Source organism: Actinacidiphila alni (assembly GCF_900112845.1).
In the GTDB taxonomy this organism is placed as follows: Bacteria; Actinomycetota; Actinomycetes; order Streptomycetales; family Streptomycetaceae; genus Actinacidiphila; species Actinacidiphila alni.
This window is the reverse complement of sequence record NZ_FONG01000003.1, coordinates 363,759-389,498: the sequence shown is the minus strand read 5'-3', so window position 1 is coordinate 389,498 and position 25,740 is coordinate 363,759. Positions and strand designations below refer to the sequence as shown.

The following is a 25,740-nucleotide window of genomic DNA, read 5'->3' as shown; positions in this document are numbered from 1 at the left end:
GATCACTTCTGCGACCGCCGGGCGGCGGTCTGCGGTACGCGGTGCACCCGCGCGCGTGAATCGGCGATCAGCTCCGTGGCGTCCTCGGCGTGGAGGCAGTCGGCGGTCAGGGTGCGGACAACGGTGCGGTAGTGGTGCGGGGTCCGGACGGCCGCCGCGGTGGCGTGGCCGGGCGGCCCCGGTACATCGGTGACCGACCAGCCCGCGGGCCGGTGCGGCGTGCCGCGCCGGGCGGGCCCGGGGGCGCCGGTCCCGAGGTAGTCGGCGGCCAGGTCGCGGCGCAGCCCGGTGCCGAGGCCCTTGAGATACGCCTCCTTGCGGGTCCACAGCCGCGCGAAGGCGGCGGGCCTGCGGCGCCCGGGCACGGCGGCCAGCTCCGCCTGTTCCGCCGGGTGCAGATCGGGCAGGCACAGCCGTACGGCGTTGGCGGGCGGCACCCGCTGCACATCGACGCCGACTGTGGCGCCGGCGAGGGCGACCACCGCGACCTGGTGGCTGTGCGAGAGCGAGAACTGCGGCCAGTCCTGCGCCGTTTCGCGCCCGCGGCCGAGCAGCACGGGGCGGCCGTGCGGGCCGCCGCAGCAGGGACAGCGGTCCCGGCCGAGCCGCAGCGCCTGCGGCTCGATGCCGGTGTAGGCCGACAGCAGGCGGCGCAGGGCGACGTGCGCGGACAGGTAGCGCACCCGGTCGCCGGTGCGGGTCAGGCCGGCGGCGCGGTCGCGTTCGCCGTCGTCGAGTTCGCCGACCGGCAGCGGTGCCGGGTCGGTGTGGGTCCACGGCCGGGGCAGCACCCAGATGTGCAGGTCCCCCGGCGCCAGGGTCAGAGCCGGTGCGGTGGCGGCCCCCGTACGCTCCACCGCGCCGCTCACCGGACGGCGCGTGCCACGGCGGTCAGCCGCGGCCTCTCCGCCGGCGTGTCGTGCCCGGTCTCCGCCGCGGGTGCGGTGCGCGCCGCCGGTACGGACACGGGGGCGGCGCCCGGTACGGCGGGTGCCGGCCGCGCCGCCGGGACGTCCTGCGCCGGGGTCACCAACCCGGCCAGCAGTGCCGCCACTTCGGTGACCGAGTCGTCCCGCAGCAGGTCGGCGGCGGGGACGTCCACCCCGAGCGCGGTGACCAGCCGGCGGCGCAGCGCCAGCGCGGTGATCGAGTCGACGCCCTGGCTGCGCAGCGACCGGTCGGTGCTGATCCGGTGGGCCGGGGGCACATGGAGGTACGGCTCCAGCTGTCGGCAGATGTAGCGCTCGATGATCCTGGTCCGTACGTCGATGCCCGCGGCACGCAGGACGTCGGGGTCGGGCAGCCCCCTCAGGTGTAGAGGGACCGTCTGTTCCATCACGGCTTACCGCCTTCCATCGGTAGTGCGCGGACCGGCGCCGCCGCGCGTGGGCGCGGCGCGACGCCGGTGGTTCCGGGGTCGGTTCGGGGTCGGTTCAGGGTCGCGCCGTCGGTTCAGGAGCGGGCCGGGTCGGGTCCGCCGGCGGGCTCCGGCACGGCGTCCGCGGTGGTCGTGACGTCCGCGGCATCCGTGGCATCCGCGAAGCGCGCACCGTCCACGGAGGTCGCACCGTCCACGGCATCCGCGGCGTCAGCGACGTGCGCGGGGCCCGAGCCGACCGCGGACAGTTCGGCACCGGCCGTACGCGGCCGGTCGAGCAGCATGACCAGGGCCGCGGCGGCCAGCGAGCCGATGCCACCCGCGTAGAGTCCGGATCTGGCGCCCCAGTGCGCGGTGAGCCAGCCCACCAGCAGCGCGCCCAGTGGTGTGGTGCCTTGCAGGATGAGCGCGTAGATGGCCAGCACCCGCCCGCTGAAGGCGGGGTCCGCGCCGAGCTGGATACGGTGGTTGGCGGCCTGCGCGAAGTACAGCGTGGTGAAGCCGGTGACGGCGAGCAGCAGCATCTCGCTGAGGTACGTCGGGGCCCAGCCCGCCGCGGTCTCGGCGACGCCGAAGGCGAGCGCGGAGCCGGTCACCAGACGCCCGCTCGGCCGGGTCGTGCGCGAGGTGGTGACCAGGGCGGCGAGCAGCGAACCGGCGGCCAGTGCCGTCGTGAGCAGTCCGAAGGAGGCCGCGGAGGTGTGGAAGACCGTCTTGGCGACCAGCGGCAGTGTGAGCTGGAAGTTGAAGCCGAGCAGCCCGACCGCCGCCACGAGTGCCAGCGGGTACAGCAGGTCCGGGCGGCTCATCGTGTAGCGCAGTCCGTCGACGACCCGCGCCCGGGCGGCGCCCGGCGGGCCGCGGTGGAGTTCGGCGGGCCGCATCATCCGCAGCGCGACGACCGTGGCCAGATAGCTGACGGCGTTGAGCAGGACGACGGGTCCGGTGCCGAACCGGCCGACGAGCAGTCCGCCGACGGCCGGTCCCGCGACGCGGGCGATGTTGAAGTAGGCGGCGCTCAACGCCGAGGCGTTGGGCAGCAGTTCGGGGCCGACCATCTCCCGGACGAACGACATGCGGGTGGGGATCTCCACCGCGCTCGCGGTGCCGAGGCCGAGCGCGAACAGGTACAGGTGCCACAGCCGGAGCGCGCCGGTGAGCATCAGGGGCGCCAGCAAAGCGGCGAGCACCCCGCAGACGAGATTGGCGGCGATCAGCAGGGTCCGTTTGTCGTGCCGGTCGGCGAGCCGGCCGCCGTACAGCGCGAGCAGCAGCACCGGGGTGAACTGAAGGGCCGTCACCAGGCCCAGCGCGGTGGGCGAGTTGTCGGTGAGCGAGAGCACCGACCAGTCCTGGGCGACCACCATCATCCAGGTGCCGGCGGCGGAGAGGACCTGGCCGAAGGCGAAGAGCCGGAAATTGCGGACGTACAGCGACCGGAAGGCGCCGCTCGGGGACGGCAGCACCCCGAAGCCGCCTTTCGGCCGGCGGAGGGCGCCGGTCCGCGCGGGACCGGCGCCTTCCGGTCGGGTCCGGTGCCTCACGCGCCCGTCTCGGGCGCGCCGAACCAGCGCTGGAGCGCCTCGGCCAGGCCCTCGTCACCCTCCGCGGACGCCCAGGCGACATGTCCGTCCGGCCGCAGCAGGACGGCGGTGGCCCCGGCCAGTTCGCGCGCGGCCAGGCTCTCGGGGTCGGCGACCGTGCCGCTGACGGTGAGCACCCGGCTCTTCCAGGGCGCGGCGACCGCGCGCGCCGCCGACCGGTCGGCGAGATCGAGCAGGACGCCCTGCGCGGTGTGCAGCAGTTGCGTGGTGTCGGTGTCGCCGCCGTCGGTGGTGACCGCGAGCCGGGTCAGCCGGCGGCCGGTCAGCGGGTGGCCGTCCTCCTTCGCGCCGAAGTCGTAGCGGATGTCCAGTCCGCTGACGGTGCCCGCGAGGTGCCGCTTGACCTCGTCGTAGTCGATCAGCTCGGCGAACATCTCGCGGATCGGGTCCATTTCCGGCCCGCCCACGTAGACCATGCCCTGGGTCGCGGTGTTCATCATCAGCCGCTCGCCGACCGGGTGGCGCTCGCCGTGGTAGGTGTCGAGCAGCCCTTCGGGCGCCCAGCCGGCCACGACGGCGGCGAGCTTCCAGCCGAGGTTGGCCGCGTCCTGCACACCGGTGCTCAGGCCCTGGCCGCCGGCCGGCAGGTGGATGTGCGCGGCGTCGCCCGCGAGCAGCACCCGGCCGCGACGGTATTCGGTGACCAGTCGGTTGGCGTCGGTGAAGGAGCCGACCCAGTCGGCGGTGCCGCCGCTGATGTCCTCGCCGGTGATGCGCTGCCAGGCGCCGGCGACCTCCTCGAAGGTGGGCTCCTCGGTGCGGTCCGGCGGCGGGGTGCCGTTCTCCACCACGATCACCCGGTCGACGTTCTCGCCCAGCGGCGCCGCCATGATCATGCCGCCGGGCAGCCGCTCGCCGAGGAAGCGCGGGCGCAGTCCGCAGCCGACGACATCGGCGAGGTACATGCCGCGGGTCGGGTTGGTGCCGGGAAAGTCGAAGCCGACGGTCTTGCGGACCGCGCTCTTGCCGCCGTCGCAGCCCACCAGATACGACGCGCGCAGGTGCCGTACGCCGTCGGCGGTGCCCGCGGTGAGCGTCACCTCGTGCTCGCCGTTGTCGACGTCCAGGAATTCCCAGCCGCGCCGGATGTCGGCGCCCAGGCCCTTCGCCCACCCTTCGAGTACGGACTCGGTGAGATTCTGCGGGATGCCGCGGGCGCCGAAGTGCGCGCCCTCCAGCACCGTGTAGTCGAAGACCAGGCCGCCGAAGTGGCCGACCGGCGAGATCTCCAGGCTGCCGTCGGGGCCGCCGAAGGCGGGCAGCAGCCCGCGCTGGTCGAAGACCTCCATGGCGCGGGCGGTGAAGCCGAGACCCCGGGACTGTCCGGTCGGCTCGGTCAGCCGTTCCACCACGATCACCCGGGCGCCGCCCAGCAGCAGTTCGCCGGCGAGCATCAGCCCGGTGGGGCCGGCGCCCACGATGATCACATCGGTGTCCAGGGCAGCGGCTCCGCCCGCGGCCTTGTCGTCCTTCTCGTCCACGTCCGAACTCCTGTCTGAGGATGATCTGAGGGCAAGCTGCGGGAAGACGCCGCCGGCGCACGGGGCCACGGGCGGGGCGCGCCGCCGGACCGCCCGTCAGGAGGCGGCCGGCGGCGCGGTCGTACGGGCGACGCGGTCGTACGGGCACGCGGTGATACGGGCAACGCAGTCGTACGGGCGGCGCCGCGTGTGGTGGCGCTTGTGACGCGGCCGGGCGCTCAGCGCCCGAAGAGCTGCGCGATGTGCGCGGGGGCGGCGTCCGTACCCGCCCACTCCACGGCGCTCTGGATGATCGCCGGGGTCGCCTCGAAGCACCTGTTGTCCGGGTTCCCCAGCTCGAAGGGCGCGGGCAGGAACGCGGAATTCTGCAGCCGCTCGAAGAGCTGCGCCGCGGCGGCCTTGGCCTCCAGCGTGCCGGCCTCGACCTGCTGGCAGACGCCGCGCGCGAAGGCGAGCAGCTCGGATATGTCCTGGCCGACCGGGGCGGGCAGGCCGGGCGCGTCACGCTTCTCCAGGTCGAGGAAGACCTGCGGGTCACGCTCGGGGTCGGCCATGAAGGCGCGGTAGGCGCGGTCGATGGTGACCGTCGGCAGGATGCTGGTCGACTCCCACACGCGGACGACCGCGTTCCACAGGTCGTAGTCGCGGAAGGCGACGAAGGAGCAGTAGACGATGTCGTCGTGGACGTCGAAGAGGCCCTGCTGGAGGCTGTCGATGTACTGGAAGCGCTCGGTGGACCAGTCGCCGTCCTTGGACGCCTCGATCAGCCGCCAGGCGAGCGCGTTGACGACCTCCATGGTGTTGGTCAGCCCGCGCGAGTACAGCGCGTCGATGAAACCGGCGGCGTGCGCGGTCAGGCAGTAGCGGTCACCGACGGTCTGCGTCGCGGAGTACTGCAGCCGGCCGGTGGACACCCACGGGCGTACGGCGGTGGCGCCGCTGAACTGCTCGGCGATCTCGGGGTAGCGCTCCAGGAACCGGTCGAACTGCTGCTGCGCGCTCTCCCCCGGCTCGGCCGGGAACTTCCGCTCGTCCAGCTGGAGGCCGACGCTGCACAGCGGGTTGAGGGCGTCGTCGTGGTTGTCGAACGGGATCACCCACAGCCAGCCGCCGTCGAAGACGTGGTGCAGCGTGCCGTGGTGCCAGGGGCTGGGCTTCTTGTGCGCCCGGCCGGCCTTGGCGTCGTCGAAGGGGGTGACGCCCACCATGTGGGTGAACATCGAGCGCGAGTGCGCCCTGGCCCGGGTCGGCGTCTCGCGCAGCCCGAACTTCTCCGCGACCGGCGAACGGAAGCCGCTGCCGTCGACGAGGTAACTGGCGTGGAATTCCTCGCCCTTGTCGGAGCGGAGCAGCACCCCGTGCTCCGGGTACACCTCGATGTCGGCGATCTTCGTGGCGACCTTGGGCACCGCGCCGTACTTCACCGCGAGGTTGAACAGATACGCGTCCACGTCCTGCCGGAACAGGTGCGTCTCGGTGCGCTGCCACTCGGGCACCACGAGCTGGTTGATGTGCTCGGGATTCTGCGGCTGCCCCTCGACGTGGTGCACGAAGCCGAAGTTCTGCTTGCGGCCGCACATCGGGGCGATCTTCTCCTGGATGCCCTTGAAGCTGGCCAGCGGCTCGATCTCGGGCACCTGGTAGCGCTCGGCGAGGATCCGGGTCATCGAGGAGGTGTACGGGATGGTGGACTCCCCCACTGCGAAGCGCGGATGCACCCCGGCGTCGATGAGCAGGACCTTCACCCCGTTACGGGCCAGCACCGAGCCCAGCAGGCCGCCTGCCATACCCGCGCCGAGGATCGCCACGTCGTACTTCTCGCCGGACGTGGCCTGTTGGGCGGTTGTGTTCATGCTGCTTCGTCCCTCCGGGGTAGGAATGTGCCGGGGTAGGAATGTGCCGGGGCACGCGAAAACGTCCCCGTCTCCCGGGTGCGGGAGAGGGGGACGCGCGGGTCCACGGGTGGTGCGGTCGGTCCGGAGTGCGGTCAGTCCAGGGTGCGCAGCACCACGGCCGAGTTGAAGCCGCCGTGGCCGCGGGCCACCACCACGGTGGTGCGCAGTTCCGCGGTGCGCGGCGACAGGACCAGGTTCAGGTCGTAGCCGGGGGACGGCAGGATGTCGGCGGTGGGCGGGATCAGGCCCTCCTCCATCGCCAGCAGCGCCGCGGCCAGGTCGAGCGGTGCCGCGCTGCCCGGGTAGCGGTGCCCGGTCATGGTGCGGGGCGCGGTGACCGGGACGGCGTGCACGCCGAACACCGTGGTGACGGCGGCGGATTCGGCCGCGTCGAGACCCGGCACGAACACCGCGTCCACCTCGCCGGGGACGGCGCCCGCGTCGGCGAGTGCCAGTTCCACCGCGCGTCGCAGGCCGGGTTCGCGCCCGCCGCTGGGGTCGGGGTCGAAGGTCGCGCCGTAGCCGGCGACCTCGCCGTAGATCGTGGCGCCGCGGGCCAGTGCCGCGCCCGCGGTCTCCAGTACCAGCAGGGCGCCGCCGCCGGGCCTGGCGGCAGTGGCGGGTCCTGCCGGGCCCGTGGCCGGGGGCGCGCCGCCGTCGTGCGACCGGTCGGCGCACACGGGAGCGTCCACACCGCCGGAGACGATCAGCCGTCCGCCCTGCCGGATCTGCCGCCGGGCGTGGGCCACGGCGTCCAGGCCCTTCATGCCGTCGCGGATCGAGATCTGGCCGCTGCTGACGGCGTAGAACCAGGCGAAGGAACGGTATGCACCGCTCTGTCCGCCCGTCCGGCCGCGCGGTCCGCCGTACGGCCGGCCGGCCCGGAAGCCGGTGCCGAAGCCCGGCCGGCGGCCCTCGCCGTACCGTCCGGCGGCGGCTGCCGCCGCTGTGACGGCCGTGACCGCGTCGGGCCCGAAGTCGGGCAGGTCCTGCGGCCGGATGCCCGCGTCGGCCAGTGCCCAGTCGGCGGCGGCCAGCGCGAGCCGGGCCATCCGGTCGGCCTGCGGGGCGGGTCTGCCCCACAGTTGGTCGCCGGGGGCGGGGTCGAGCAGCGCGGCGGCGGGCCACGCGATACCGGCCGCGGCCCGTGTCCGCCCGCGCGGCCCGGCCCGGCGCGCCGCGTTCGGTCCGCCGCCGCACGCCTGCGCCCAGTAGTCCCGGGCGCCCAGGCCCGTGGGCGAGACGATGCCGAGGCCGGTCACCACCACGGAGCCGGTCACGACGTCCTCCGCCGCGGCTCGGCCGTGCCGGGTGTCCACCCGGTACGGCGGGCGGCGGTGGCCGGTCGGGCCCGCGCCGCGATCGCTGTGCTGTCCATGGCCATGCCCCTTCACAGTGCCCGAGCACACGGGGCACCGCGCCCGGTGGCGCGGTGCCCGCCGTTTCCGACCGTTCGTCCGCCCGGTCGTCGGTGCCCGGGTCCGGTCAGACCTTGAACAGTTCCTTCTTGGCGTAACCGCGCTGCCAGATCAGCTTGTTGACCACGCGCAGCGGCGGCGGGAAGGACCCGAGGAACGCCTTCTGGTCGTCCGGGGTGGCGTCGTCGATGACCCAGGGGATGTAGACGCTGACACCGCTGATGCCGAGGTTCTTGGCGTTGGCGAGGCCGAAGGTCCGCCATTCGGCGGGCGACAGCACGTCCTGGATCAGCGGCAGCGCCGCCTCCTCCTCGTGCGTGAAGTGACCGTCCATCACCTGGTAGAGGTCCTCGATGAGCGCGGCCAGGTCACCGCCGCCGCCCTTGATCGCGGTGTCCACCGCCTCGATCCGCGGGCCCAACTCGGCGTGCTCGTCCTCCATTTCCTTCATCAGCCGCTGGTCGTCCGGGCGGTCGGTGATCTTCGCCTCCACCTGCGGCCACAGCGCGCGGTCCTCGACCGAGTGGTGGTTGTGGAGCTGGTGATTGAAGTTGTCCCACCCCGCACGCACCTGCGGCTTGTCGGCCTGCCCGGCCGCGACGGCCGCCGCCAGCCGCCGCAGGTCGCGCCGGAACGCCTTGTGCGTCGCGTACATCACGGTGAAATCGATGTCCACGTTCGGATCTTTCGACTCGGCCACGACGGCCCACCACTTTCTTAGTGCGTATGTCGATATTCGGCCTCCCGGGGTTCGGGAGTGCCGCCAGGAGCCCCGGCGGTCCGCGGGCTCCCCTCCGGGCCCGGTGTCCGGGCCACCGCCAGACCGCCATTGGCCCCGCGGCATCAATGAGCTTTCGGCCACGGAAAATGTGACATCGTGGCGCGGTGTGATCATCCCAGCACTCAAGGAGAGCGGTGGCCGGGAACGCGATTGCGCAGATGAAAGAGACGCGCGTCACATTTTACGGTGGAAGTGTCACGCTTTCGGGTCCGCGGTACCTCATAGGGGCAAACGCATCACAGGAGGCTCACTATCGTGTCCGACACATCGGCTCAGCTTCCCTCGGCTGCTGGTGACCGTGCGACCGAGGAGTTCGTCGGTCATCGGGAACTTCTGTTCTCGGTGGTCTACAACCTGCTCGGCAGTGTCTCGGACACCGAGGACGTCCTTCAGGAAACCTGGCTGGCCTGGGCCAGAAGGGTCCGGCAGCCGGACGCGGAGGAGATCGACAACCCGCGCGCGTATCTGGTGAGGATCGCCGTCAATCAGGCGCTGGCCCGGCAGGCGACGATCAGCCGGCGCCGCGAGACGTACATCGGTCCCTGGCTGCCGGAGCCGCTGATCACCCAGACCCCGGAGGCCCGCGACACCCCGCAGGGCGCGCAGGCCGTGGACGCGGCCGAGTCCGCGCTGCGCAACGAGTCCGTGTCGATGGCGCTGCTGGTGGTGCTGGAGACGCTGACACCGCTGGAACGCGCGGTGTTCGTGTTGCACGAGGTGTTCGGCTACGCGCATACGGAGATCGCCGAGATCCTCGGCCGCAGTCCGTCCGCGGTCCGGCAGCTCGCCCACCGGGCCCGTGAGCACGTCCAGGCCCGCAGGCCCCGCTACCAGGCCGATCCGCACCTTCAGCAGCAGGTCACCGAGCGCTTCGTGGCCGCGGCCCTTGGCGGTGACATCGCCGAGCTGATGAGCCTGCTCGCGCCCGATGTGACGATGTGGACCGACGGCGGCGGCAAGGTCCGCTCGGCGCTGCGCCCGGTCACCGGCCGCGACAAGGTCGCCCGCTTCCTCAACGGCTACGCCACCAGCCGGCTGCCGGAGACCCTCGACATCCGCTACCAGCAGGTCAACGGTGACCCCTCCGCGGTGGTCTTCTCCGGCGACTCGCCCTACGCGGTCATGGTCATGGACCTCAACCCGAGCAACGACCAGGTCACCGACATCTACCTGGTCACCAACCCCGACAAGCTCTCCCGCGTCCGCCTCGACGAGAACGGCGTACCGACCGGTGTGCCGCGGCTCGCCCCGGAAACGGACCTGGAGCTGGACTTCGACCCCGAGGCGGACGCCCCGTAGACCCGGGAGCCGCCGGGTGATCCCCCGGACCGGCCGCCCCCCGTCACCCGACGGCGAGCAGGGCGCCGGTCATCCGGCGGCTCCCGACCCGACCGGCGGACCGCCGTGCGGGCCGCCCTGGGGCTTGGCCGCGGTGATGCCGTGCCGCTCGCCGACCGCCTTGATCGTGTCCCAGTCGGGCCGCTCGGGGCGGGTCAGCAGCGCGCTCAGCTCCTCGAAGAACAGCTCGATGCCGCCGGGCGTCATGGTGCACAGCATCAGGCCGGTCGAGTCGCCGACGTTGAAGAAGGAGTGCCACACACCGCGGGGGCCGTGCACCATCGTGCCAGCCGACGCCTTGTGGATCTCCTCGCCCACCTTGATCTCGAACTCGCCGTCCAGGACGTAGAAGGACTCGTCGGTGTCGTGGTGCACGTGCCACACCGAGCCCTCCCCCGCCGGCATCCGTACCTCGTAGAACGAGGAGCGGCCGCTGGTGTCGGAGCCGCGCAGCAGGAAGCGGGTCTCCTCACCTCCGCCGTATGTGATCGGTACGACGTCCTCAAGTCGGACGACCTTGCCGGAATCCATGCTCACCACAACCCTCCACGGTCGGTTTCCGCACTGCCCAGGACCCGCTGTTGCACGTGCCGCGCCCGCGGCCGGCGCCGTCAGCCGTCAGCCGTCGAAGATCGGGTGCACGCCGCGCAGTTCTTCCTCCAGCGCGCCGAGCCAGCCGCGGTAGAAGACCAGCGGCTCCTGGTGCTGCCGGGGGACGCCGAGTTCGACCACGCGTCCGACGAAGATCGTGTGGTCGCCGCCGTCGAACTCGTCGGCCACCTGGCAGGACAGGAACGCCAGCGCCTCGCTCAGCACCGGGACGCCGGTCACCGACGGGTGGTTGGCCACGTCGTGGATCTCGGCGGTGCCCTTGCCCGCGAAGGCGAGAGCGACGCCCTCCTGCTGTCCCTGAAGGAAGTTGACGACGAATTTCCCCGACTCCTTGACCACGGACCGCAGTCGGGACTCGTTGTGCAGGCAGAACAGCACCAGCGGCGGGTCGAGCGACACCGAGGTGAACGAATTCACCGTGGTGCCCTCGGCGTTGCCCGCCTCACCGCTGGTGATCACCGTCACTCCGGTGACGAACATGCCGCACACGGTCCGCAGCGACCGGCCGTCCACCGGATGCGCCTGATGCAGCGACATCGGGCCGCCCGCCGGACTCCGCGCGCCCGCCTGCTGTCCCGGCGGTGCCACCGCCTTCGACGACGTCGCACTTGCCATCGTCCACACCTCCCACACCACAGAGCCGGACGTTCGGGGAAAGGGACCACGTCGGGGGCTTTCGCCCACACCGCACCGGATCCTGACCACTACCTTCTTCGGTCCGCCGGTTCGTCACAAGATCCCCGGTTTCAGAACTGCGTCGGGAACGACAGATGCACCGCCCGACCTTCCGGGGACGGCAAGGCGCATGTCACGGGAGTGTCAAATCCGGTGGTGCCGGGGGCCGTTCGGCACGGTGGGGCGCCGCCGGGGAGGCTGTGCGCTCAGCCCGCGCGGCGCACCTCGGTGAGGGTCCGCCGTCCGTCCGGGCCGAGCGGGAAGCAGTTGGTGCGGGCGAGCCCCGTCCGCAGGGCGCGGCTGCCGCCGAAGGACGCGAGGCCGGCGTCGGGCGCGGTCGCCACCAGCGCCACGCCGAACCGGCCGCCGACGGCGACGACGCGTTCGGCGAGCCGGGTGGCCTCCGGGTCGTCGGCGAAGACCGGCGCGCAGTCCTCGACGGCCAGCAGGATGCCGGGGAGGTCGGGGGTGGGGTCGGGCACGGGCCCGTGGGCGCGGGCGCGTTCCGCGATCACCCCGACGGCGTCGCGCAGCAGGTCCACCGTCTCCTGGCGGGTGGCGGCGGTACGGGCGGCGGCGCCGGTGAGGGGTTCCGGCAGCGCGCGCCGGCCGGCCGGTTCGGCCAGCCACAGCTCGAACTCCGGGCGGCAGGACGCCTCGTAGAGCACCATCAGCAGGAAGCTGCTCTTGCCGCTGCCCGCGGCGCCGCAGATCAGGCCGTTCTCCATGCCGACGCCGGGCGTGTTGAGCTGCCAGTGCGCGGGGTCGCCCGCCGCGCCGACGCCGACGCGGTGCCGTCCGGTCGCCGCGTCGTAGGTGGGTCCCGGATAGCGCGGGCCGCGCCGGCCGGTGGCACCGGCCGGTGGCGTCGCGCCGGCCGGGTCCTCCCCTCCCGGGCGGTCGGGCAGCGAGTCGGCCCCGGCCAGCGCGGACTCCAGGACGCGCCGCGCGCGGTCGGCGACCTCGGGGTCCACCGCGCCGGTCGCCACGGCGGTGTCGTGCTCCGCGACGGCGAGCAGCCGGCGCCGGGCCCGCTCGTCGGCCGCGGCGCCGGCCGCCACCACCAGCCGGGCCGCGCGCTCGCACAGATCGGCGGCCCTGGCGTAGGCGCGGGAGTCCGCGGGGCGCTCCCGCTGTAAGGCGACGGCGGTGCGGTAGCAGCTGCGGCCCGCGGTCTGGAGGCGGCCGAGGTCGGCCCCGAGCGCGATCAGCACGAACTGGGCGTGGACGATCTGGACCGTTTCTGCGTGCGAGAGCATCCTGGGCCCGGTCTCCGTGCCGACCGTCTCCCCCGAACCGCCGTCGGCCTCGCGCACCAGGCACTCGCCTCCGTACCTCCGCGCGTGGGCGACGTCGGCCACGGCCTCGGAGCGGTCCTCTGCGAACGACACGGCAAATCCCCTTCGCGTCACGGGTGTTGCGCCTGTGCCCTACGGTACGGGCCGGTAGCGTCACCCAACAGCACGCCGGGGTGCGGCGGTACGGGTCAGTAGCCGACGACCGCCGTGCTGCCCCCGGTGGTGCCGATCGCGATGTGCGGCTGGGCGGCGGGCCGCAGCCAGGCGAGGATCCGGTTGAGCGCGTCGGCGGGCACCGAGACGCAACCGGCGGTCGCGCCAGCGCCGTTGACGTGCAGGAAGATCCCGGCGCCGCGGCCCTTGACCGGCTTGGCGTAGTTGAAGTCGATGAGCACGGCGTGCGCGTACTGCGTCGGGTAGTCGGCCAGCCGCTCGGACTCGCTGCCCCGGCAGTCCTTGGGCAGCGGGTCGACCCAGCGGTTGTACGAGGTCGACCGCGTGTCCTCGCACCACCACGCGGTCGGCGTCACCGCCCGGTAGGGCAGCGCGGTGCCGGCCGGCGCCGCGGCGTTGCCGAAGGCCAGCGGCAGCCCGTAGAGACCGGTGGGAGTGGTGCTGGTGTTCTGCTGCCGGGTGGCGCCGTCGGCGAGGCCGCGCGCCCCGAAACGGGCGGGTGCCGACCCGGCCGACTTCCAGACGCCGTCCTTCTTCTCCCACCACACGAGGGTGCCGGTGGTGGAGCCGAGCGAGTCGGCGGTCGCGGTGATGAGCTGGGTGCCGCCGCCGGTGTTCTTCATGATCTGCGGCAGCGCCGCGACCGGCTTCGGCTGCGCCGTGCCGGGGCCGGGACCCGGGCCGCCCACGGCGAGCGTGGTGGCGAGGGCGGCGGCGGTGGCCACGGCGGTCGGGATCAGCGGGTGCACGGGGTCTCCTCGGTACGGCGGTGGCGGATGGGCGCCATCGGGGTGTGCGCGGGCCGTGAATGGGCAGCAGCCAAGCATGACCGTAGTGGTGATCGGCCGCATGGAGAGCATTGTCAGCTCCGCGGTCACCGTGCTCCGCGAGGAGGGCTTCGACGCGCGGGGCGTCACCGGCACGGGCGCCGCGATCGAACTGATCGACGGCGGCGGGGCCGGCGCGCTCGTGATCGGCGGCGGGGTCGGCCCCCTGGCGCGCCGCAAGCTGCGCAGGGCCGCCGCGCGCCGGTCGGTGACGGTGATCCAGGGCGCGATGCGCGGCCAGGACGTCCGCGGTTACGTACGGCAGCGGATCGTGCCGCAACTGCGGGCCGCGGGCGACTGACCGCGCGGGACAGGCCGACGGGCCCTAGGCGGTGTCCCCGGTGTCCGGCCCCAGATCGATCACCCAGTCGTTGGACTTGATCGGATGACCTTTGGGGTATTCGAAGTCGACCTCGCCCGCGCAGCGGAAGCCGGCCTTGCGGCAGACGGCGTTGGACGCGGGGTGGTCCACCGAGGGGAAGGCGTGCAGCACGCGGCGGTCGCCCTCCGCCGCGGCCCGCTCGACCAGGGCGCGGGCGGCGGCAGCGGCGACGCCGCGGCCCTGGAATTCGGGCAGCACCGCCCAGCCGGTCTCGTAGACCTTCTCCCCCTGCCAGGTCTGTTCCCAGAAGCCGATGGAGCCGGCCACCTCGCCGCCCGGGAGCAGCACGACGCGGTACATCCGGCCGCGGCTGCCGTCGATCTCCTGATAGCGCCGGTGCCGGACGAGCAGTTGCTCCTCGGTCTCCGGGCCGCCCAGGTGGTCGGTCATCTCGGGTGCGTTGATCCTGCGGAGCAGCGGCAGGTCGTCCGCCGACCACCGCTCCAGGCGGACGCGGGTTTCTGGAGTGTCGTTCATCCCTGCACCGTACGACGGGGGTACGACAACGGCCCGGTGCGGGGGCGGTAACCGGCTCGCGCGTCCGGACGTGAAGGAGCCCCGGCCGGGACGGGGGGACCTGGCCGGGGCGGTAAAGGGTGAAGGACGCGTGTGCGTCGCCTTCACATTATTAGTTTAACACTCAATGAGCGAAGTCGAAGCCACTCGGCGCCGACGTCGGCCGCACCTGCCCCTCGGACGCGGCGGGCAGCGCGCGGGCCGTGACAGGAGCGTGCAGCGGGGCCGACGGGGCAAGCGGACCGCCCAGCAGATCGCAGAATTTCCGGCCGTCCGCGGGCAGGTCGCGCCGCCAGGCCATCGCGACGACCGGGGCGAGCAGCAGCAGCGCCGCGCGCAGCGAGCTGGTGACCGACAGCCGCACCTGGGTGCCGCCGGTGTACGGGACGAGGTCGAAGCCGTACTCCGGCACCTGGGTGCCCAGTGGGCACCACATGCGCTGGCCGCGGAACACTATCCGCCGCCCCGGCTCGAAGGCCGCGCACACCAGCCGGTGCGGGCGGTGCCGCCCGGGGTACCGGTAGCGGTACTCCGCGCCGACCCCCGGGGCGACGGGCGCGGGATCGACATGGGCCACCCCGGAGCTCCACAGGGCGAGATTGCGGGCGTCTGCGAGGAAGTCGAAAACCTCCGTGGTCGGCCTCGCCACGTACACATGCGTGGACACGCTCGGCATCACAAACCTCCCCGGTAGCGGCGTGGACGGCGACCCTTCGCGCGGACGCCGACCGCACCCTGGGGTGCGCGCTCCGGCGCGGTACCGCCGCCTGTTTCACTCCTCTCGCACAGCGTGCACCGCAAACCGGTACATGTCGTGGCAATGCGGCCATTGGAGTGAGAACGCTGCGTGCCGGGGGCTGAAACCGCAGGCCGGAGGCCGATAGCCTGGCCCGCGTGGAAGAGCAGAAGCTGCCCGCGCACTTCGAACGCGGCACGGACGGTCCGAAGGTCATCCTCGCCGGACTGGACGGTTCCGAGACGTCCTGGCGGGCCGCCGCCTACGCCGCGGGGCTGGCTCGCCGGCAGCACGCACTGCTCGCCCTGGTCTATGTGCAGCCGTACATGCCCACCGGCGCCGCACTCGGCGTCCCGGTGTCGGAGATCGACTCCGGGATCGCCGAGCAGCTGATGGCCGAGATCCGCGAGTCCGTCGAGCGGCTGCAGGGGACCTTCACGGTGCGGTGGGAGTTCCACACCTTCCGCGGCGACCCCTACAACGGCCTGACGGCCGCCGCGGAACAGCTCACGGCGGACGCCGTGGTGGTGGGCGCGTCCGAACGCGCCGGCCACCGCTTCGTCGGTTCGGTCGCCGTCCGGCTGGTCAAGGCCGGACGGTGGCCGGTCACGGTCGTGCCGTAGGGGCGTACTTGTAGCCCACCCGGCGCACGGTCACGATGCTGGCGCGGTGCTCCGCGCCGAGCTTGCGGCGCAGCCGGGCGATGTGGACGTCGACGGTACGGCCGTCGCCCACGTGCCCGTATCCCCAGACGGTGGTGACCAGTTGGTCGCGCGAGTGCACCCGGTGCGGATGCGCGACCAGATGGGCCAGCAGCTCGAACTCCAGGTAGGTGAGGTCGAGCCGGCGGCCCTCGACGGCGGCGGTACGGCGCTCGCCGTCGATGCTGATCGGCGCTCCGTCCAGCGGGTCGGCACCGTCCAGCGGGTGGACGGTGTCCGCCGGGACGGCGAGGGCGGTCCGGCCGGCCGCGCCGATCGGCAGCGGCCGGTCCTGGACGGCCGCCGGGACCTGGTCCGCGGGGACCAGGACGAGATAGCCGACCATCGGGGCGCCGCCGGGGACGGCGGGCAGCACATGGCCCGGCGCGGGCAGCCAGGTGGCGCCCGGCGGCAGGAAGTCCGGCGCGGGCGGCACCTCGTCGGGGCGTACGGCGCGCAGCCGCTGCCTGTTGGCGGCCGGTGCGGCGCCGGCGGGGGTGGTGGCAGGAGTGGGCACGGAGTGGATGTGCGGGAGATTCGACATCGTTCGGCTCTTTCGCGCGATGGGGTCGTCAGGACGCCGTATTGCGCGGGACCGGTGGCTGGTGGCGACGGCTCGGGGGCCGCCGCGGCGGTCAGCTCGAAACGCGGGTCCGCGCGGGGATCGCGCGGCAACACCAGCGGTCGAAGTGGTGCTCCTGCCGGGACGGCCAGAAGGGCTCGAGGTCGTCGCGACCTGTCCCGGAGTCAGTGATGCTGGCCATGTGCACCATTGAAGCAGACGCGGTACGGCCGCGTGCGGGCCCCGAACAGAACGGCCCCGCTTTGTCCGGTTTTCGTACCGCGCCCTCCCGGCCGGCCCGCCACGCCGACGCGCGCACCGACCCGGGGCGCGGACGGCCCGGCACCCGGGTCTAGTCTGGGCAACCGGACCGTTAGGAGTACCCCCATGCAGAGCCACACGGATCTCGGCGCCTTCCACGACCTCACGACGCTCGCGCTGTCGGACTCGCCAGGACCGGGTCCGGTGATGCGCAGTGTGATCGTCATCTCGGTGCTCGGTGTCGCCTTCCTCGCCTGGTTCCTGCTGCGCGGCTACCGCGGCGGCGGCGAGTGATCACCGCCCGCTAGCGGGCGCGCAGACCGTACGCGACCTCGTAGGCGTAGCTCCAGGTCAGCGGCCCGGTCAGGCCGTCGGCCGGGGCGAGCGCCGGGTAGTGCTTCTGGAGCGCCCTCACCTTCTCCAAGTCGAGCGCGGTCATGGTGCGCGACGGGCCGACCTTGTACGGCGGGCCCCAGTTCCCGCGCTGGAGCCAGGTCTGGAGCAGCAGGGCGTGGTCGCTGACCGCGCCGAGCACGAAGTACTTCCGGCCGGGGAATTCGGGCGCCGTGTGCGACGCGGCCGCGCGCGCCCGGTAGGAGTCCACCGCACGGCCGCCGCGCGGATCGGCGGGGTCCGCGGTCGGCGGGCAGATCCCGTCGGGAAAGCGCGGCGCGAAGTAGCCGCTGACCCTCTGCGCGCGGCGCAGTTCCCGGTGCGACCACACACCGTTGCCCTGGCCGTTGTCGGTCGAGCCGGCCTTGACGCTGTTGCCGCCCTTGGTGTGGACGTACCGCTCGTCGAATCCGGTGACGATCTCGGTGTGCTGCCCGTTGTCCAGGTTCACCCAGGCGCCGATGCTCGGGTAGGCGGACCAGGCGCCCTTCTCGCGGGCCCACTTGCTGAACGCGGTGACGTTGTCGGTCTTCGGCACGACCTTGTCGAGGCCGACGTCGTGGTACATGTCCCAGTCGAAGATCACGCACCAGGAGACGCGGTTCTCGCCGTACTCCTTGCCGAATTCGGTGTCGTTGTCCCAGCCTTCGGTGCTGCTCCAGTGCTCGTAGACACGTTCCGGAACCGCCATGACGTGTTCGACGAGGCGTTTCCACTGCGGGTCGGCCATCGGCCCTCCCCCGGGCGGGCGCCGAAAGGGCGCGCATCGGATGATGTACGCCCTGTCAACGACCGTGGTGCCGCCTGGTCATGCGCGCCGGATCACCGGATCGGCATCCCCGACAGGGTGCGCGCGATGACCAGGCGCTGGATCTCGCTGGTGCCCTCGAAGATCGTGTAGATCGCGCTGTCCCGGTGCATCCGCTCCACCGGGTACTCGCGGGTGTAGCCGTTGCCGCCGAGGATCTGTATGGCCTGCGCGGTGACCTTCTTGGCGGTCTCACTCGCGAAGAGCTTGGACATCGAGCCCTCGGCGGAGGTGAAGGGCCGGCCGGCGGTCGCCATCCAGGAGGCGCGCCACACCAGCAGCCGGGCGGCGTCGACCTGGGTGCGCATGTCGGCGAGCTGGAAGGCGACGCCCTGGTTGTCGATGATCGGGCGGCCGAACTGCTCGCGCCCGGTGGCGTATTCGAGGGCGTACTCGTAGGCGGCGCGCGCCGTGCCGACGGCCATGGCGCCGACCGCGGGACGGGACGCCTCGAAGGTGGCCATCGCGGCGTTCTTCACACGTTCGCCGCTGTCGCCGCTCCTGGCGCGCTCGCGAGCGCGGGCCAGCCGCTCGTCCAGCTTCTCCTTGCCGCCGAGCAGGCAGTCGCCCGGGATCCGGACGTCCTCCAGCACCACCTCGGCCGTGTGCGAGGCGCGGATGCCGTGCTTCTTGAACTTCTGGCCCTGCGACAGACCGGGGGTGCCGGGCGGCACGATGAACGAGGCGTGGCCCTTGGTGCCCAGCTCCGGGTCGACCACGGCGACCACCACATGGACGTTGGCGATACCACCGTTGGTGGCCCAGGTCTTGGTGCCGTTGAGCACCCACTCGCCGGTGGCCTCGTCGTACACCGCGCGGGTGCGCATCGCGGAGACGTCGGAGCCCGCGTCCGGCTCGGAGGAACAGAAGGCGGCGAGCTTGACGTCGTTGACGTCGCCGTACATCTGCGGGACCCAGGTGCCGATCTGCTCCTCGGTACCGTTGGCGAGGACACCGACGGCGGCGAGTCCGGTGCCGACGATGGACAGCGCGATGCCCGCGTCGCCCCAGAACAGCTCCTCCATCGTCAGCGGGATGCCGAGGCCGGTGGGGTCGAAGTACTGCTGGGCGTAGAAGTCCAGGGAGTACAGACCGATCTTGGCGGCCTCCTGGATGATGGGCCAGGGGGTCTCCTCGCGCTCGTCCCATTCGGCGGCGGCCGGGCGCATCACATCGGCGGCGAAACCGTGGATCCAGTCGCGCACGGACTGCTGGTCGTCGTTGAGTTCGAGCGTGAAGTCGCCCATGGTCCCCTCCACGTGCCGGTTACTAGCGGTAACAGCAGTCTGTTACCCATCGGTAGACAATGTCAACTCATTCCGTTTGCGCGTGGACCGCGGTCGGCGGGGTGTTACGTTGCGCTGACCACCAGCAATCGAACAACCGGGGAGGCGCGGGTGGAGACCGGCCAGCGGGAGGACCGGCGGACGGCCACGGAGCGGCGCCGGGCGGAATTGCTCGAAGCCGCCGACCGTGTCGTGCTGCGGGACGGCCCCGAGGCGTCCATGAACGCCATCGCCGCCGAGGCGGGCATCACCAAGCCGATCCTCTACCGGCACTTCGGCGACAAGAGCGGCCTGTACCGGGCCCTGGCCAAGCGGCACACCGACGCGCTGCTCGCCACCCTGCGCACCGCCCTGGACTCCCCCGGCGACCGCCGCGACCGTGTCGAGGCCACGCTGCACGCGTACCTGGGGGCCATCGAGGCGCACCCGCAGGTCTACCGCTTCCTGATGCATCCGGCCGAGGCGCCCGCCGACGGCGAGAAGGGCCTGGACGCCGGGCGGCACTCCGTACCGCTGCTGCGCCGGATGGGCGAGGACCTCGCCGAGGTGATCGCCGAACGCCTCGACCTCGGCCCGGACTCCGCCCAGCTCGCCCGCGCCTGGGGCCACGGCATCGTCGGCATGATGTACGCGGCCGGCGACTGGTGGCTCGGCGAACGACCGTTCTCCCGCGACCTGCTGGTGCGGCACCTGGCCGACCTGCTGTGGGGACGGCTGGCCGCGGCCGGCGACCGCGCGGGCAGCCCCGGGCTCTGAAGGGCCGTCCCGGGCACGGACGGCACGACGGCCACCGGCCGCACAGCAGCACGGAACATCACGGCGGTACGGGCCTCACCGCCACACGGACAGCACAGCGGTACCGGCCTCGCCGCCACGCGGACATCACAGCGGCGCGGACACGGCGGCGCGGTGCAGGCCAGCGCCCCGGAGTGGATAGGCTGACCCGGAACGGACCCTGCCGGCCGCCCAAGTGGCTCTCGTGGGCGCACAACCAGCCGCCACGGGGCAGCGCGGGGCCGGTCGCAGTCGAGGAGGAAGGCAGACGATGGCAGGCAACTCGGAGCCGCTGTCGCCGCGGGCGAAGCTGGCCGTGACGGCGGGCAAGGCCGCGGCGGCGGTGTCGCGCGTGGCGGGCCGTGGCAGCGGCTCGGTGATCGGCGGCAAGGTGGCGCTGAGATTCGACCCCGATCTGCTGGCCCGGCTCGCCCGGCACCTCGACGTGATCCTCGTGTCGGCGACCAACGGCAAGACCACCACCACCCGGCTGCTGGCCGAGGCGCTGCGCGCGGGCGGCCCCGTGGTCTCCAACGCGCTCGGCGCCAACATGCCCGCCGGCATCACCTCCGCGCTGGCCGGCGGTTCCGAGGCCCGCTTCGGCGTGATCGAGGTGGACGAGAAGTATCTGGCCGGAGTCGCCAGGGACGTCGCCCCCAAGGCGATCGCCCTGCTCAACCTCTCCCGCGACCAGCTGGACCGGGCGGCCGAGACCCGGATGCTCGCCGAGAAGTGGCGCGAGGGCCTGGCCGGGGTCGAGGCGATCATCATCGCCAACGCCGACGACCCGCTGATCACCTGGGCCGCCTCCTCCAGCCCGACGGTGGTGTGGGTCGCGGCGGGCCAGGCGTGGAAGGACGACGCCTGGTCCTGCCCGTCCTGCGGCGGTGTGCTCCAGCGCCCGTCCGAGGACTGGTTCTGCGGCGAGTGCGGCTTCCGCCGCCCCACCCCCACCTGGGCGCTGTCCGGCGACCACGTGGTCGACCCGTACGGCTCCGCCTGGCCGATCCAGCTCCAACTGCCCGGCCGCGCCAACAAGTCCAACGCGGCGATGTCCGCCGCCGCCGCGGCAGCCTTCGGCATCGACCCCAAGGTCGCCCTGGAGCGGATGTACTCCGTGCAGGCGGTGGCCGGCCGCTACGACGTGGTGACCTTCCAGCAGCGCGAGCTGCGGCTGCTGCTGGCCAAGAACCCGGCCGGCTGGCTGGAGACCTTCTCGCTGATCGACGGCCCGCCCACCCCGGTGATCCTGTCGGTCAACGCGCGCGGCGCCGACGGCACCGACACCTCCTGGCTGTGGGACGTGGACTACACCCGGCTCGCCGGGCACCCGATCATGGTGATCGGCGACCGCAAGCTCGACCTGGCGGTCCGGCTCGAAGTCGCCGGCCTGCAGTTCCGGGTCTGCGCCAATCTCGACGAGGCGGTGCGCAGCGCCCCGCCCGGCCGGATCGAGGCGATCGCCAACTACACCGCCTTCCAGGACCTGCGCCGCCGGGTCGGCAACTGACCGCGGCCGGCCCGCCGACCGCCACGGACACGTCGCCGACACCACGGACAAGGAGAAGCACGCATGAGTGAGTCCAGCCTGCGGCTGGTGTGGGTCTACCCCGACCTGCTGAGCACCTACGGCGACCAGGGCAACGCGCTGGTCGTGGAGCACCGCGCCACGCAGCGCCGGGTGCCGGTCAGCCGGGTCGACGTCCGCTCCGACCAGCCGGTCCCGACCTCCGGGGACATCTATCTGATCGGCGGCGGCGAGGACCGGCCGCAGCGGCTGGCGGCCGAGCGGCTGCGGCGCGACGGCGGCCTGAGCCGCGCGGTCGCCAACGGCGCGATCGTCTTCTCGGTCTGCGCGGGTTATCAGATCCTCGGCCACGAATTCGTCAACGACCTGGGCCGCCCCGAGCCGGGCCTCGGACTGCTCGACGTGGTGAGCGTGCGCGGCGAGGGCGAGCGGTGCGTCGGCGACGTCCTGGCCGACATCGACCCGCAGCTGGGCCTGCCGCCGCTGACCGGCTTCGAGAACCACCAGGGCGTCACCCATGTCGGCCCGCAGGCCAGGCCCTTCGCCCGGCTGCGGATGGGCAAGGGCAACGGCACCGGGGACGGCACCGAGGGCGCGTTCAACGACACGGTCTTCGGCACGTACATGCACGGGCCTGTGATGGCCCGCAATCCGCAGATCGCCGATCTGCTGATCAAGCTCGCCCTCGATGTGAACGCGCTGCCGCCGGTCGACGACCAGTGGTTCGAGGCGCTGCGCTCGGAGCGGATCGCCGCGTCCGTGCAGCCCGCCTGAGCCGCACGTCCGGTCCGGTCGCCGTCACGCGTCACCGTCGCACGTCACCGGTCCGGTCCGTTCCGGTCGCCGTCACGCGGCGCAGTCGTTGCCCGGTGTTCGGGTAATCGTCAGGTGTCCGCAGTTCGGTCGCCGTGGAGGCGTGACAGCCGCTCTCGGTAAGCTTGCCGCGTTCCATCCGGACGACGGGGTCCGGCCGTCCGGTCGAGTTGCGGGAGTATCGAGAGCAATGCGTATTGGTGTGCTGACCAGCGGCGGCGACTGCCCCGGGCTGAACGCCGTCATCCGGTCCGTCGTGCACCGCGCCGTGGTGGACCACAGCGATGAGGTCATCGGCTTCCACGACGGGTGGAAGGGCCTGCTCGAATGCGACTACCGCAAGCTGGACCTGGACGCCGTGAACGGCATCCTCCCCCGCGGCGGCACCATCCTGGGCTCGTCCCGGGTGCAGCCGGCGCATCTGCGCGGCGGGGTCGAGCAGGCCAGGGGCCATGTGGCCGACCTCGGTCTCGACGCGATCATCCCGATCGGCGGTGAGGGCACCCTCAAGGCGGCCCGGCTGCTGTCGGACGCCGGCCTGCCCATCGTCGGTGTGCCCAAGACCATCGACAACGACATCGCGTCCACGGACGTGACCTTCGGTTTCGACACCGCCGTGATGGTCGCCACCGAGGCCCTGGACCGGCTCAAGACCACCGCGGAGTCGCACCAGCGGGTGATGATCGTGGAGGTCATGGGACGGCACACGGGCTGGATCGCGCTGCACTCCGGCATGGCGGCGGGCGCGCACGCGATCCTGGTGCCCGAGCGGCCGTTCGACGTGGCGGAGCTGGCCAGGGTGGTCGGCGAACGCTTCGAGGCAGGCAAGAAGTTCGCGATCGTCGTGGTCTCCGAGGGCGCCAAGCCGCGCGAGGGCACCATGGACTTCACCTCCGGCGCCACCGACATCTACGGCCACGAGCGCTTCAGCGGTGTCGCCAACCAGCTCTCGGTCGAGCTGGAGGAGCGGCTCGGCAAGGAGGCCCGGCCGGTGATCCTCGGCCATGTGCAGCGCGGCGGCACGCCCACCGCGTACGACCGGGTGCTCGCCACCCGCTTCGGCTGGCACGCCGTCGAGGCCGTGCACAACGGCCGGTTCGGCATGATGACGGCGCTGCGCGGCACCGACATCACGCTCGTCCCGCTCGCCGAGGCCGTCGAGCAGCTCAAGACAGTGCCCGCCGAGCGCTACACCGAGGCCGAGTGCGTACTCTGACCCCTCGCGCGCGCCGAGGCCGGGTGCGTATGCCGCCCCCTCCTGCGTGCCCGCGCGGCGCTCTGAACAGCGCCGTACCGCGGGCGTTCGCGCTGCCCGCCCCCGGCCGAATCGGCGTCCGGGGGCGGTTCTACTCTGGAGCGGGCACAACGGTCGAATCGGCACCGGCCGGTCGGCGCGCGACAGGAGAGTGACGGATGGACCACGGCGGACACGGCATGCACATGGACTTGCCGCCGTTCACCCTCGGCCGGGGGCTGTCGTACAGCGGCGGCGATCCGTTCTTCCTCGTCGGCTGCCTGCTGGCGCTCGCGCTGTACGGCTGGGCCGTGCTGCGGCTGCGGCGGCGCGGTGACTCCTGGTCGGCCGGCCGTGTGGTGGCGTTCGTCACAGGTGTGCTGACGGTCGCGCTGACGATGTGCACCAAGCTCAACGACTACGGCATGGTCATGTTCAGCGTGCACATGGTGCAGCACATGGTGCTGAGCATGCTCTCGCCGATCCTGATCCTGCTGGGCGCCCCGGTGACGCTGACGCTGCGCGCGCTGCCCGCCGCCGAGCGCGGGCACACCGGCCCGCGCGAGCTGCTGGTGAAGCTGCTGCACAGCCGTTATCTGCGGGTGATCACCCACCCGGCGTTCACGATCCCGCTGTTCATCGCGAGCCTGTACGGCCTGTACTTCACGCCGATCTTCGACCATCTGATGCAGAGCAGGACCGGGCACGTCGCGATGATGGTGCACTTCCTGCTGGTCGGACTGCTGTTCTTCTGGCCGATCATGGGCGTCGACCCGGGCCCGCACCGCCCCGGCTATGTGATGCGGATGCTGGAGCTGTTCGCGGGCATGCCCTTCCACGCCTTCTTCGGTATCGCCGTGATGATGGCCAGCGAGCCGATGCTCAGCACGTTCAAGCACCCGCCGGCCTCGCTCGGCATCGATGTGCTGGGCGACCAGACCGCGGCCGGTGGCATCGCCTGGGCGTTCAGTGAGATCCCGTCGGTCCTCGTGCTGGTCGCGCTGCTCTTCCAGTGGTACACCTCCGAGCAGCGACAGGCGCGGCGCAGCGACCGGGCCGCCGACCGCGACGGGGACGCGGAACTGGTCGCGTACAACGCGTATTTGGCCTCGTTGGAGGCGCGCGGCCGCTGATGGAGGGGGGCCCTGGATGGGCGGTGGGGTACGGATATCGGGGGCGGCTCTCGAGCTGCCGGGCGGCGTGACGGTCCGCTTCATGCGGACCTTGCGGCTGCCGGAACAGGGCACGCACCCACTGCCGCCGGGTCTCGGCGCCTTTCCGCTGCGCAGGGTGAGCGACTTCGCCGGCCGGGCGCCGGAGCAGTGGCGGGCGCGCGGCGGGGTGCTGCTGCCGGTCCACCAGCGCGAGGCGATGTGGCTGAGCTTCTCCTCGGCCGTGCCCGCCGCGCTCCAGGTGGGGGTCGGCAAGGTGTGCGCGGTCTCGGGGCGGCCGTGGAGCGACCGGTTGTCGCGCGATCCGCAGAATTACGTGGTGCTGCCGCGTCAGCCGTGGCTGGACGGCATCAATTCCGGCGCCGGTACGATCCGGCAGTTCGTGGCCGTGCCGCTGGGCCTCGGCGCGACCGTCGAGGGACAGGTCTCCGGCGCGGAGGTCTGGGGCGGGGTGCAGCTCCAGGTCTTCGGGCTGCGGGACGAGCCGCTGGCGCGGTGGCGGGCCGAACAGAGCCGGCGTGCGGTCTCCACCAGCGGCCTGTGGGGTGTGTCGGCGTCGGCCGCCGCGGGGCACGGCGGCGCTCCCGCCTTCCCGCCGAGCGCGCCGGGCGCGGGCCCGGTCCCGCCGCCGGCGCCGACGGCGGCCAGGTCGGCGCCCGCGATGGGGCTCGGCGCGGGCGGCCGGATGCACCAGGAGGTGTACGGCGACGACCGGCCGCTCGACGACTGGCGGACCGAGCCGTCCGGCCGGGTCTTCGCGCACCTCGCGACGGCACCGCAGTGGCGGGCGATCACCGGTGAGCCGGCGCCGCCGTCCCCGGTGGACCGCGCAGCCTACAACGCGGCGGGCCTGCCCTGGTTCGACTACTACGACGCGGAGGGCGACGATCTGCCCGCCGCCGGGCCGCTGGCCGGGGTCAAGCCGGTGGGCGACTGGCTCGGCGACGACGAGCAGCCGTGGGTGCCGCCCGCGCCGACGCAGATCACGCACCTGGGCGACGACTCGGGCCGGGTGACCGACGGGGAGTGGTAGCGCCCGTGACGGCGCGGGGTCATTCTGAAGACGGGGCAGTACCGCGCCGTCCGCCTCGGC

27 protein-coding genes are annotated in these 25,740 nt (G+C 72.7%); 10 read left to right on the top strand and 17 right to left on the bottom strand.

Annotated features, from left to right (window positions below):
- Window positions 1–2: 2 nt before the first annotated feature.
- The 7 genes from BM076_RS07450 to BM076_RS07420 form a co-directional block, all read right to left on the bottom strand.
- Entirely contained in the window at window positions 3–869 is an 867-nt protein-coding gene (locus BM076_RS07450; protein ID WP_093712561.1) for a 4'-phosphopantetheinyl transferase family protein, read from the bottom strand.
- Window positions 866–1,336 carry an acyl carrier protein gene (locus BM076_RS07445; protein ID WP_093712560.1) on the bottom strand — a complete coding sequence of 157 codons (471 nt, stop codon included), beginning with the start codon at window positions 1,334–1,336 and terminating at the stop codon, window positions 866–868. Before BM076_RS07445 ends, BM076_RS07450 begins: the two co-directional genes overlap by 4 nt.
- A gap of 116 nt (window positions 1,337–1,452) precedes the next feature.
- Window positions 1,453–2,844, bottom strand: coding sequence for an MFS transporter (locus BM076_RS07440; RefSeq protein ID WP_093712693.1), 1,392 nt, complete (start codon window positions 2,842–2,844; stop codon window positions 1,453–1,455).
- A 74-nt stretch (window positions 2,845–2,918) separates the two neighbouring features.
- Window positions 2,919–4,421: an FAD-dependent monooxygenase gene (locus BM076_RS07435; protein ID WP_093712692.1), complete on the bottom strand. Its 1,503-nt coding sequence runs from the start codon at window positions 4,419–4,421 to the stop codon at window positions 2,919–2,921.
- A gap of 260 nt (window positions 4,422–4,681) precedes the next feature.
- Window positions 4,682–6,316: an NAD(P)/FAD-dependent oxidoreductase gene (locus BM076_RS07430; RefSeq protein ID WP_093712559.1), complete on the bottom strand. Its 1,635-nt coding sequence runs from the start codon at window positions 6,314–6,316 to the stop codon at window positions 4,682–4,684.
- 134 nt (window positions 6,317–6,450) lie between these two features.
- On the bottom strand, window positions 6,451–7,638 hold the full coding sequence (locus tag BM076_RS07425; RefSeq protein WP_093712691.1) for a beta-ketoacyl synthase N-terminal-like domain-containing protein: 1,188 nt from the start codon (window positions 7,636–7,638) through the stop codon (window positions 6,451–6,453).
- Window positions 7,639–7,843: 205 nt separating this feature from the next.
- Entirely contained in the window at window positions 7,844–8,476 is a 633-nt protein-coding gene (locus tag BM076_RS07420) for a hemerythrin domain-containing protein (RefSeq protein ID WP_245795819.1), read from the bottom strand.
- A 336-nt stretch (window positions 8,477–8,812) separates the two neighbouring features.
- Here BM076_RS07420 and sigJ point away from each other — a divergent pair, with 336 nt between their 5' ends.
- Window positions 8,813–9,856 (top strand): RNA polymerase sigma factor SigJ, encoded by a 1,044-nt coding sequence (gene sigJ / locus BM076_RS07415; protein ID WP_093712558.1) that lies wholly within the window; start codon window positions 8,813–8,815, stop codon window positions 9,854–9,856.
- 69 nt (window positions 9,857–9,925) lie between these two features.
- On the opposite strand, the gene BM076_RS07410 is transcribed toward sigJ, so the two are convergent.
- The 4 genes from BM076_RS07410 to BM076_RS07395 form a co-directional block, all read right to left on the bottom strand.
- Window positions 9,926–10,426, bottom strand: coding sequence for a cupin domain-containing protein (locus BM076_RS07410; RefSeq protein WP_093712689.1), 501 nt, complete (start codon window positions 10,424–10,426; stop codon window positions 9,926–9,928).
- An 87-nt stretch (window positions 10,427–10,513) separates the two neighbouring features.
- Window positions 10,514–11,122 carry a flavin reductase family protein gene (locus BM076_RS07405; protein ID WP_245795817.1) on the bottom strand — a complete coding sequence of 203 codons (609 nt, stop codon included), beginning with the start codon at window positions 11,120–11,122 and terminating at the stop codon, window positions 10,514–10,516.
- 266 nt (window positions 11,123–11,388) lie between these two features.
- Complete coding sequence (locus BM076_RS07400) at window positions 11,389–12,573, bottom strand: hypothetical protein (RefSeq protein ID WP_093712556.1); 1,185 nt, start codon at window positions 12,571–12,573, stop codon at window positions 11,389–11,391.
- A 95-nt stretch (window positions 12,574–12,668) separates the two neighbouring features.
- Window positions 12,669–13,379: a L,D-transpeptidase family protein gene (locus BM076_RS07395; protein ID WP_093712688.1), complete on the bottom strand. Its 711-nt coding sequence runs from the start codon at window positions 13,377–13,379 to the stop codon at window positions 12,669–12,671.
- Between the two features lie 100 nt (window positions 13,380–13,479).
- Here BM076_RS07395 and BM076_RS07390 point away from each other — a divergent pair, with 100 nt between their 5' ends.
- Window positions 13,480–13,782, top strand: coding sequence for a hypothetical protein (locus tag BM076_RS07390; RefSeq protein ID WP_143120538.1), 303 nt, complete (start codon window positions 13,480–13,482; stop codon window positions 13,780–13,782).
- A gap of 24 nt (window positions 13,783–13,806) precedes the next feature.
- Here the strand turns inward: BM076_RS07390 and BM076_RS07385 are convergent, their stop codons facing one another.
- Window positions 13,807–14,340 carry a GNAT family N-acetyltransferase gene (locus tag BM076_RS07385; protein WP_093712554.1) on the bottom strand — a complete coding sequence of 178 codons (534 nt, stop codon included), beginning with the start codon at window positions 14,338–14,340 and terminating at the stop codon, window positions 13,807–13,809.
- Window positions 14,341–14,503: 163 nt separating this feature from the next.
- Window positions 14,504–15,055 carry an SRPBCC family protein gene (locus BM076_RS07380; protein ID WP_093712553.1) on the bottom strand — a complete coding sequence of 184 codons (552 nt, stop codon included), beginning with the start codon at window positions 15,053–15,055 and terminating at the stop codon, window positions 14,504–14,506.
- 218 nt (window positions 15,056–15,273) lie between these two features.
- On the opposite strand from BM076_RS07380, the gene BM076_RS07375 reads away from it, so the two are divergent.
- Window positions 15,274–15,738, top strand: coding sequence for a universal stress protein (locus tag BM076_RS07375; protein ID WP_093712552.1), 465 nt, complete (start codon window positions 15,274–15,276; stop codon window positions 15,736–15,738).
- Here the strand turns inward: BM076_RS07375 and BM076_RS07370 are convergent.
- A complete protein-coding gene (locus BM076_RS07370) occupies window positions 15,722–16,360 on the bottom strand; it encodes a winged helix-turn-helix domain-containing protein (RefSeq protein ID WP_093712551.1) in 639 nt (212 codons plus the stop codon). The genes BM076_RS07375 and BM076_RS07370 overlap by 17 nt on opposite strands.
- 91 nt (window positions 16,361–16,451) lie before the next feature.
- Entirely contained in the window at window positions 16,452–16,580 is a 129-nt protein-coding gene (locus BM076_RS37940) for a hypothetical protein (RefSeq protein WP_265737086.1), read from the bottom strand.
- Window positions 16,581–16,765: 185 nt separating this feature from the next.
- On the opposite strand from BM076_RS37940, the gene BM076_RS36500 reads away from it, so the two are divergent.
- Window positions 16,766–16,933, top strand: coding sequence for a hypothetical protein (locus BM076_RS36500; RefSeq protein WP_177246344.1), 168 nt, complete (start codon window positions 16,766–16,768; stop codon window positions 16,931–16,933).
- 10 nt (window positions 16,934–16,943) lie between these two features.
- On the opposite strand, the gene BM076_RS07365 is transcribed toward BM076_RS36500, so the two are convergent.
- Together BM076_RS07365 and BM076_RS07360 are read right to left on the bottom strand one after the other, a co-directional pair.
- On the bottom strand, window positions 16,944–17,762 hold the full coding sequence (locus BM076_RS07365; protein ID WP_093712550.1) for a hypothetical protein: 819 nt from the start codon (window positions 17,760–17,762) through the stop codon (window positions 16,944–16,946).
- Between the two features lie 92 nt (window positions 17,763–17,854).
- The gene (locus BM076_RS07360; RefSeq protein ID WP_093712549.1) at window positions 17,855–19,087 is read right to left on the bottom strand and encodes an acyl-CoA dehydrogenase family protein; all 1,233 of its coding nucleotides are present in this window, start codon (window positions 19,085–19,087) and stop codon (window positions 17,855–17,857) included.
- Between the two features lie 150 nt (window positions 19,088–19,237).
- On the opposite strand from BM076_RS07360, the gene BM076_RS07355 reads away from it, so the two are divergent.
- From BM076_RS07355 to BM076_RS07330, 6 genes are all read left to right on the top strand, one after another.
- Window positions 19,238–19,882, top strand: coding sequence for a TetR family transcriptional regulator (locus BM076_RS07355; protein WP_093712548.1), 645 nt, complete (start codon window positions 19,238–19,240; stop codon window positions 19,880–19,882).
- Window positions 19,883–20,171: 289 nt separating this feature from the next.
- Window positions 20,172–21,410: a MurT ligase domain-containing protein gene (locus BM076_RS07350; protein WP_093712547.1), complete on the top strand. Its 1,239-nt coding sequence runs from the start codon at window positions 20,172–20,174 to the stop codon at window positions 21,408–21,410.
- 63 nt (window positions 21,411–21,473) lie between these two features.
- Window positions 21,474–22,202, top strand: coding sequence for a type 1 glutamine amidotransferase (locus tag BM076_RS07345; protein WP_093712546.1), 729 nt, complete (start codon window positions 21,474–21,476; stop codon window positions 22,200–22,202).
- A gap of 229 nt (window positions 22,203–22,431) precedes the next feature.
- On the top strand, window positions 22,432–23,457 hold the full coding sequence (locus BM076_RS07340; protein WP_093712545.1) for a 6-phosphofructokinase: 1,026 nt from the start codon (window positions 22,432–22,434) through the stop codon (window positions 23,455–23,457).
- A 197-nt stretch (window positions 23,458–23,654) separates the two neighbouring features.
- Window positions 23,655–24,608 carry a cytochrome c oxidase assembly protein gene (locus BM076_RS07335; protein ID WP_093712544.1) on the top strand — a complete coding sequence of 318 codons (954 nt, stop codon included), beginning with the start codon at window positions 23,655–23,657 and terminating at the stop codon, window positions 24,606–24,608.
- 16 nt (window positions 24,609–24,624) lie between these two features.
- Entirely contained in the window at window positions 24,625–25,680 is a 1,056-nt protein-coding gene (locus BM076_RS07330; RefSeq protein WP_093712543.1) for a hypothetical protein, read from the top strand.
- The last annotated feature ends 60 nt before the right edge of the window (window positions 25,681–25,740 follow it).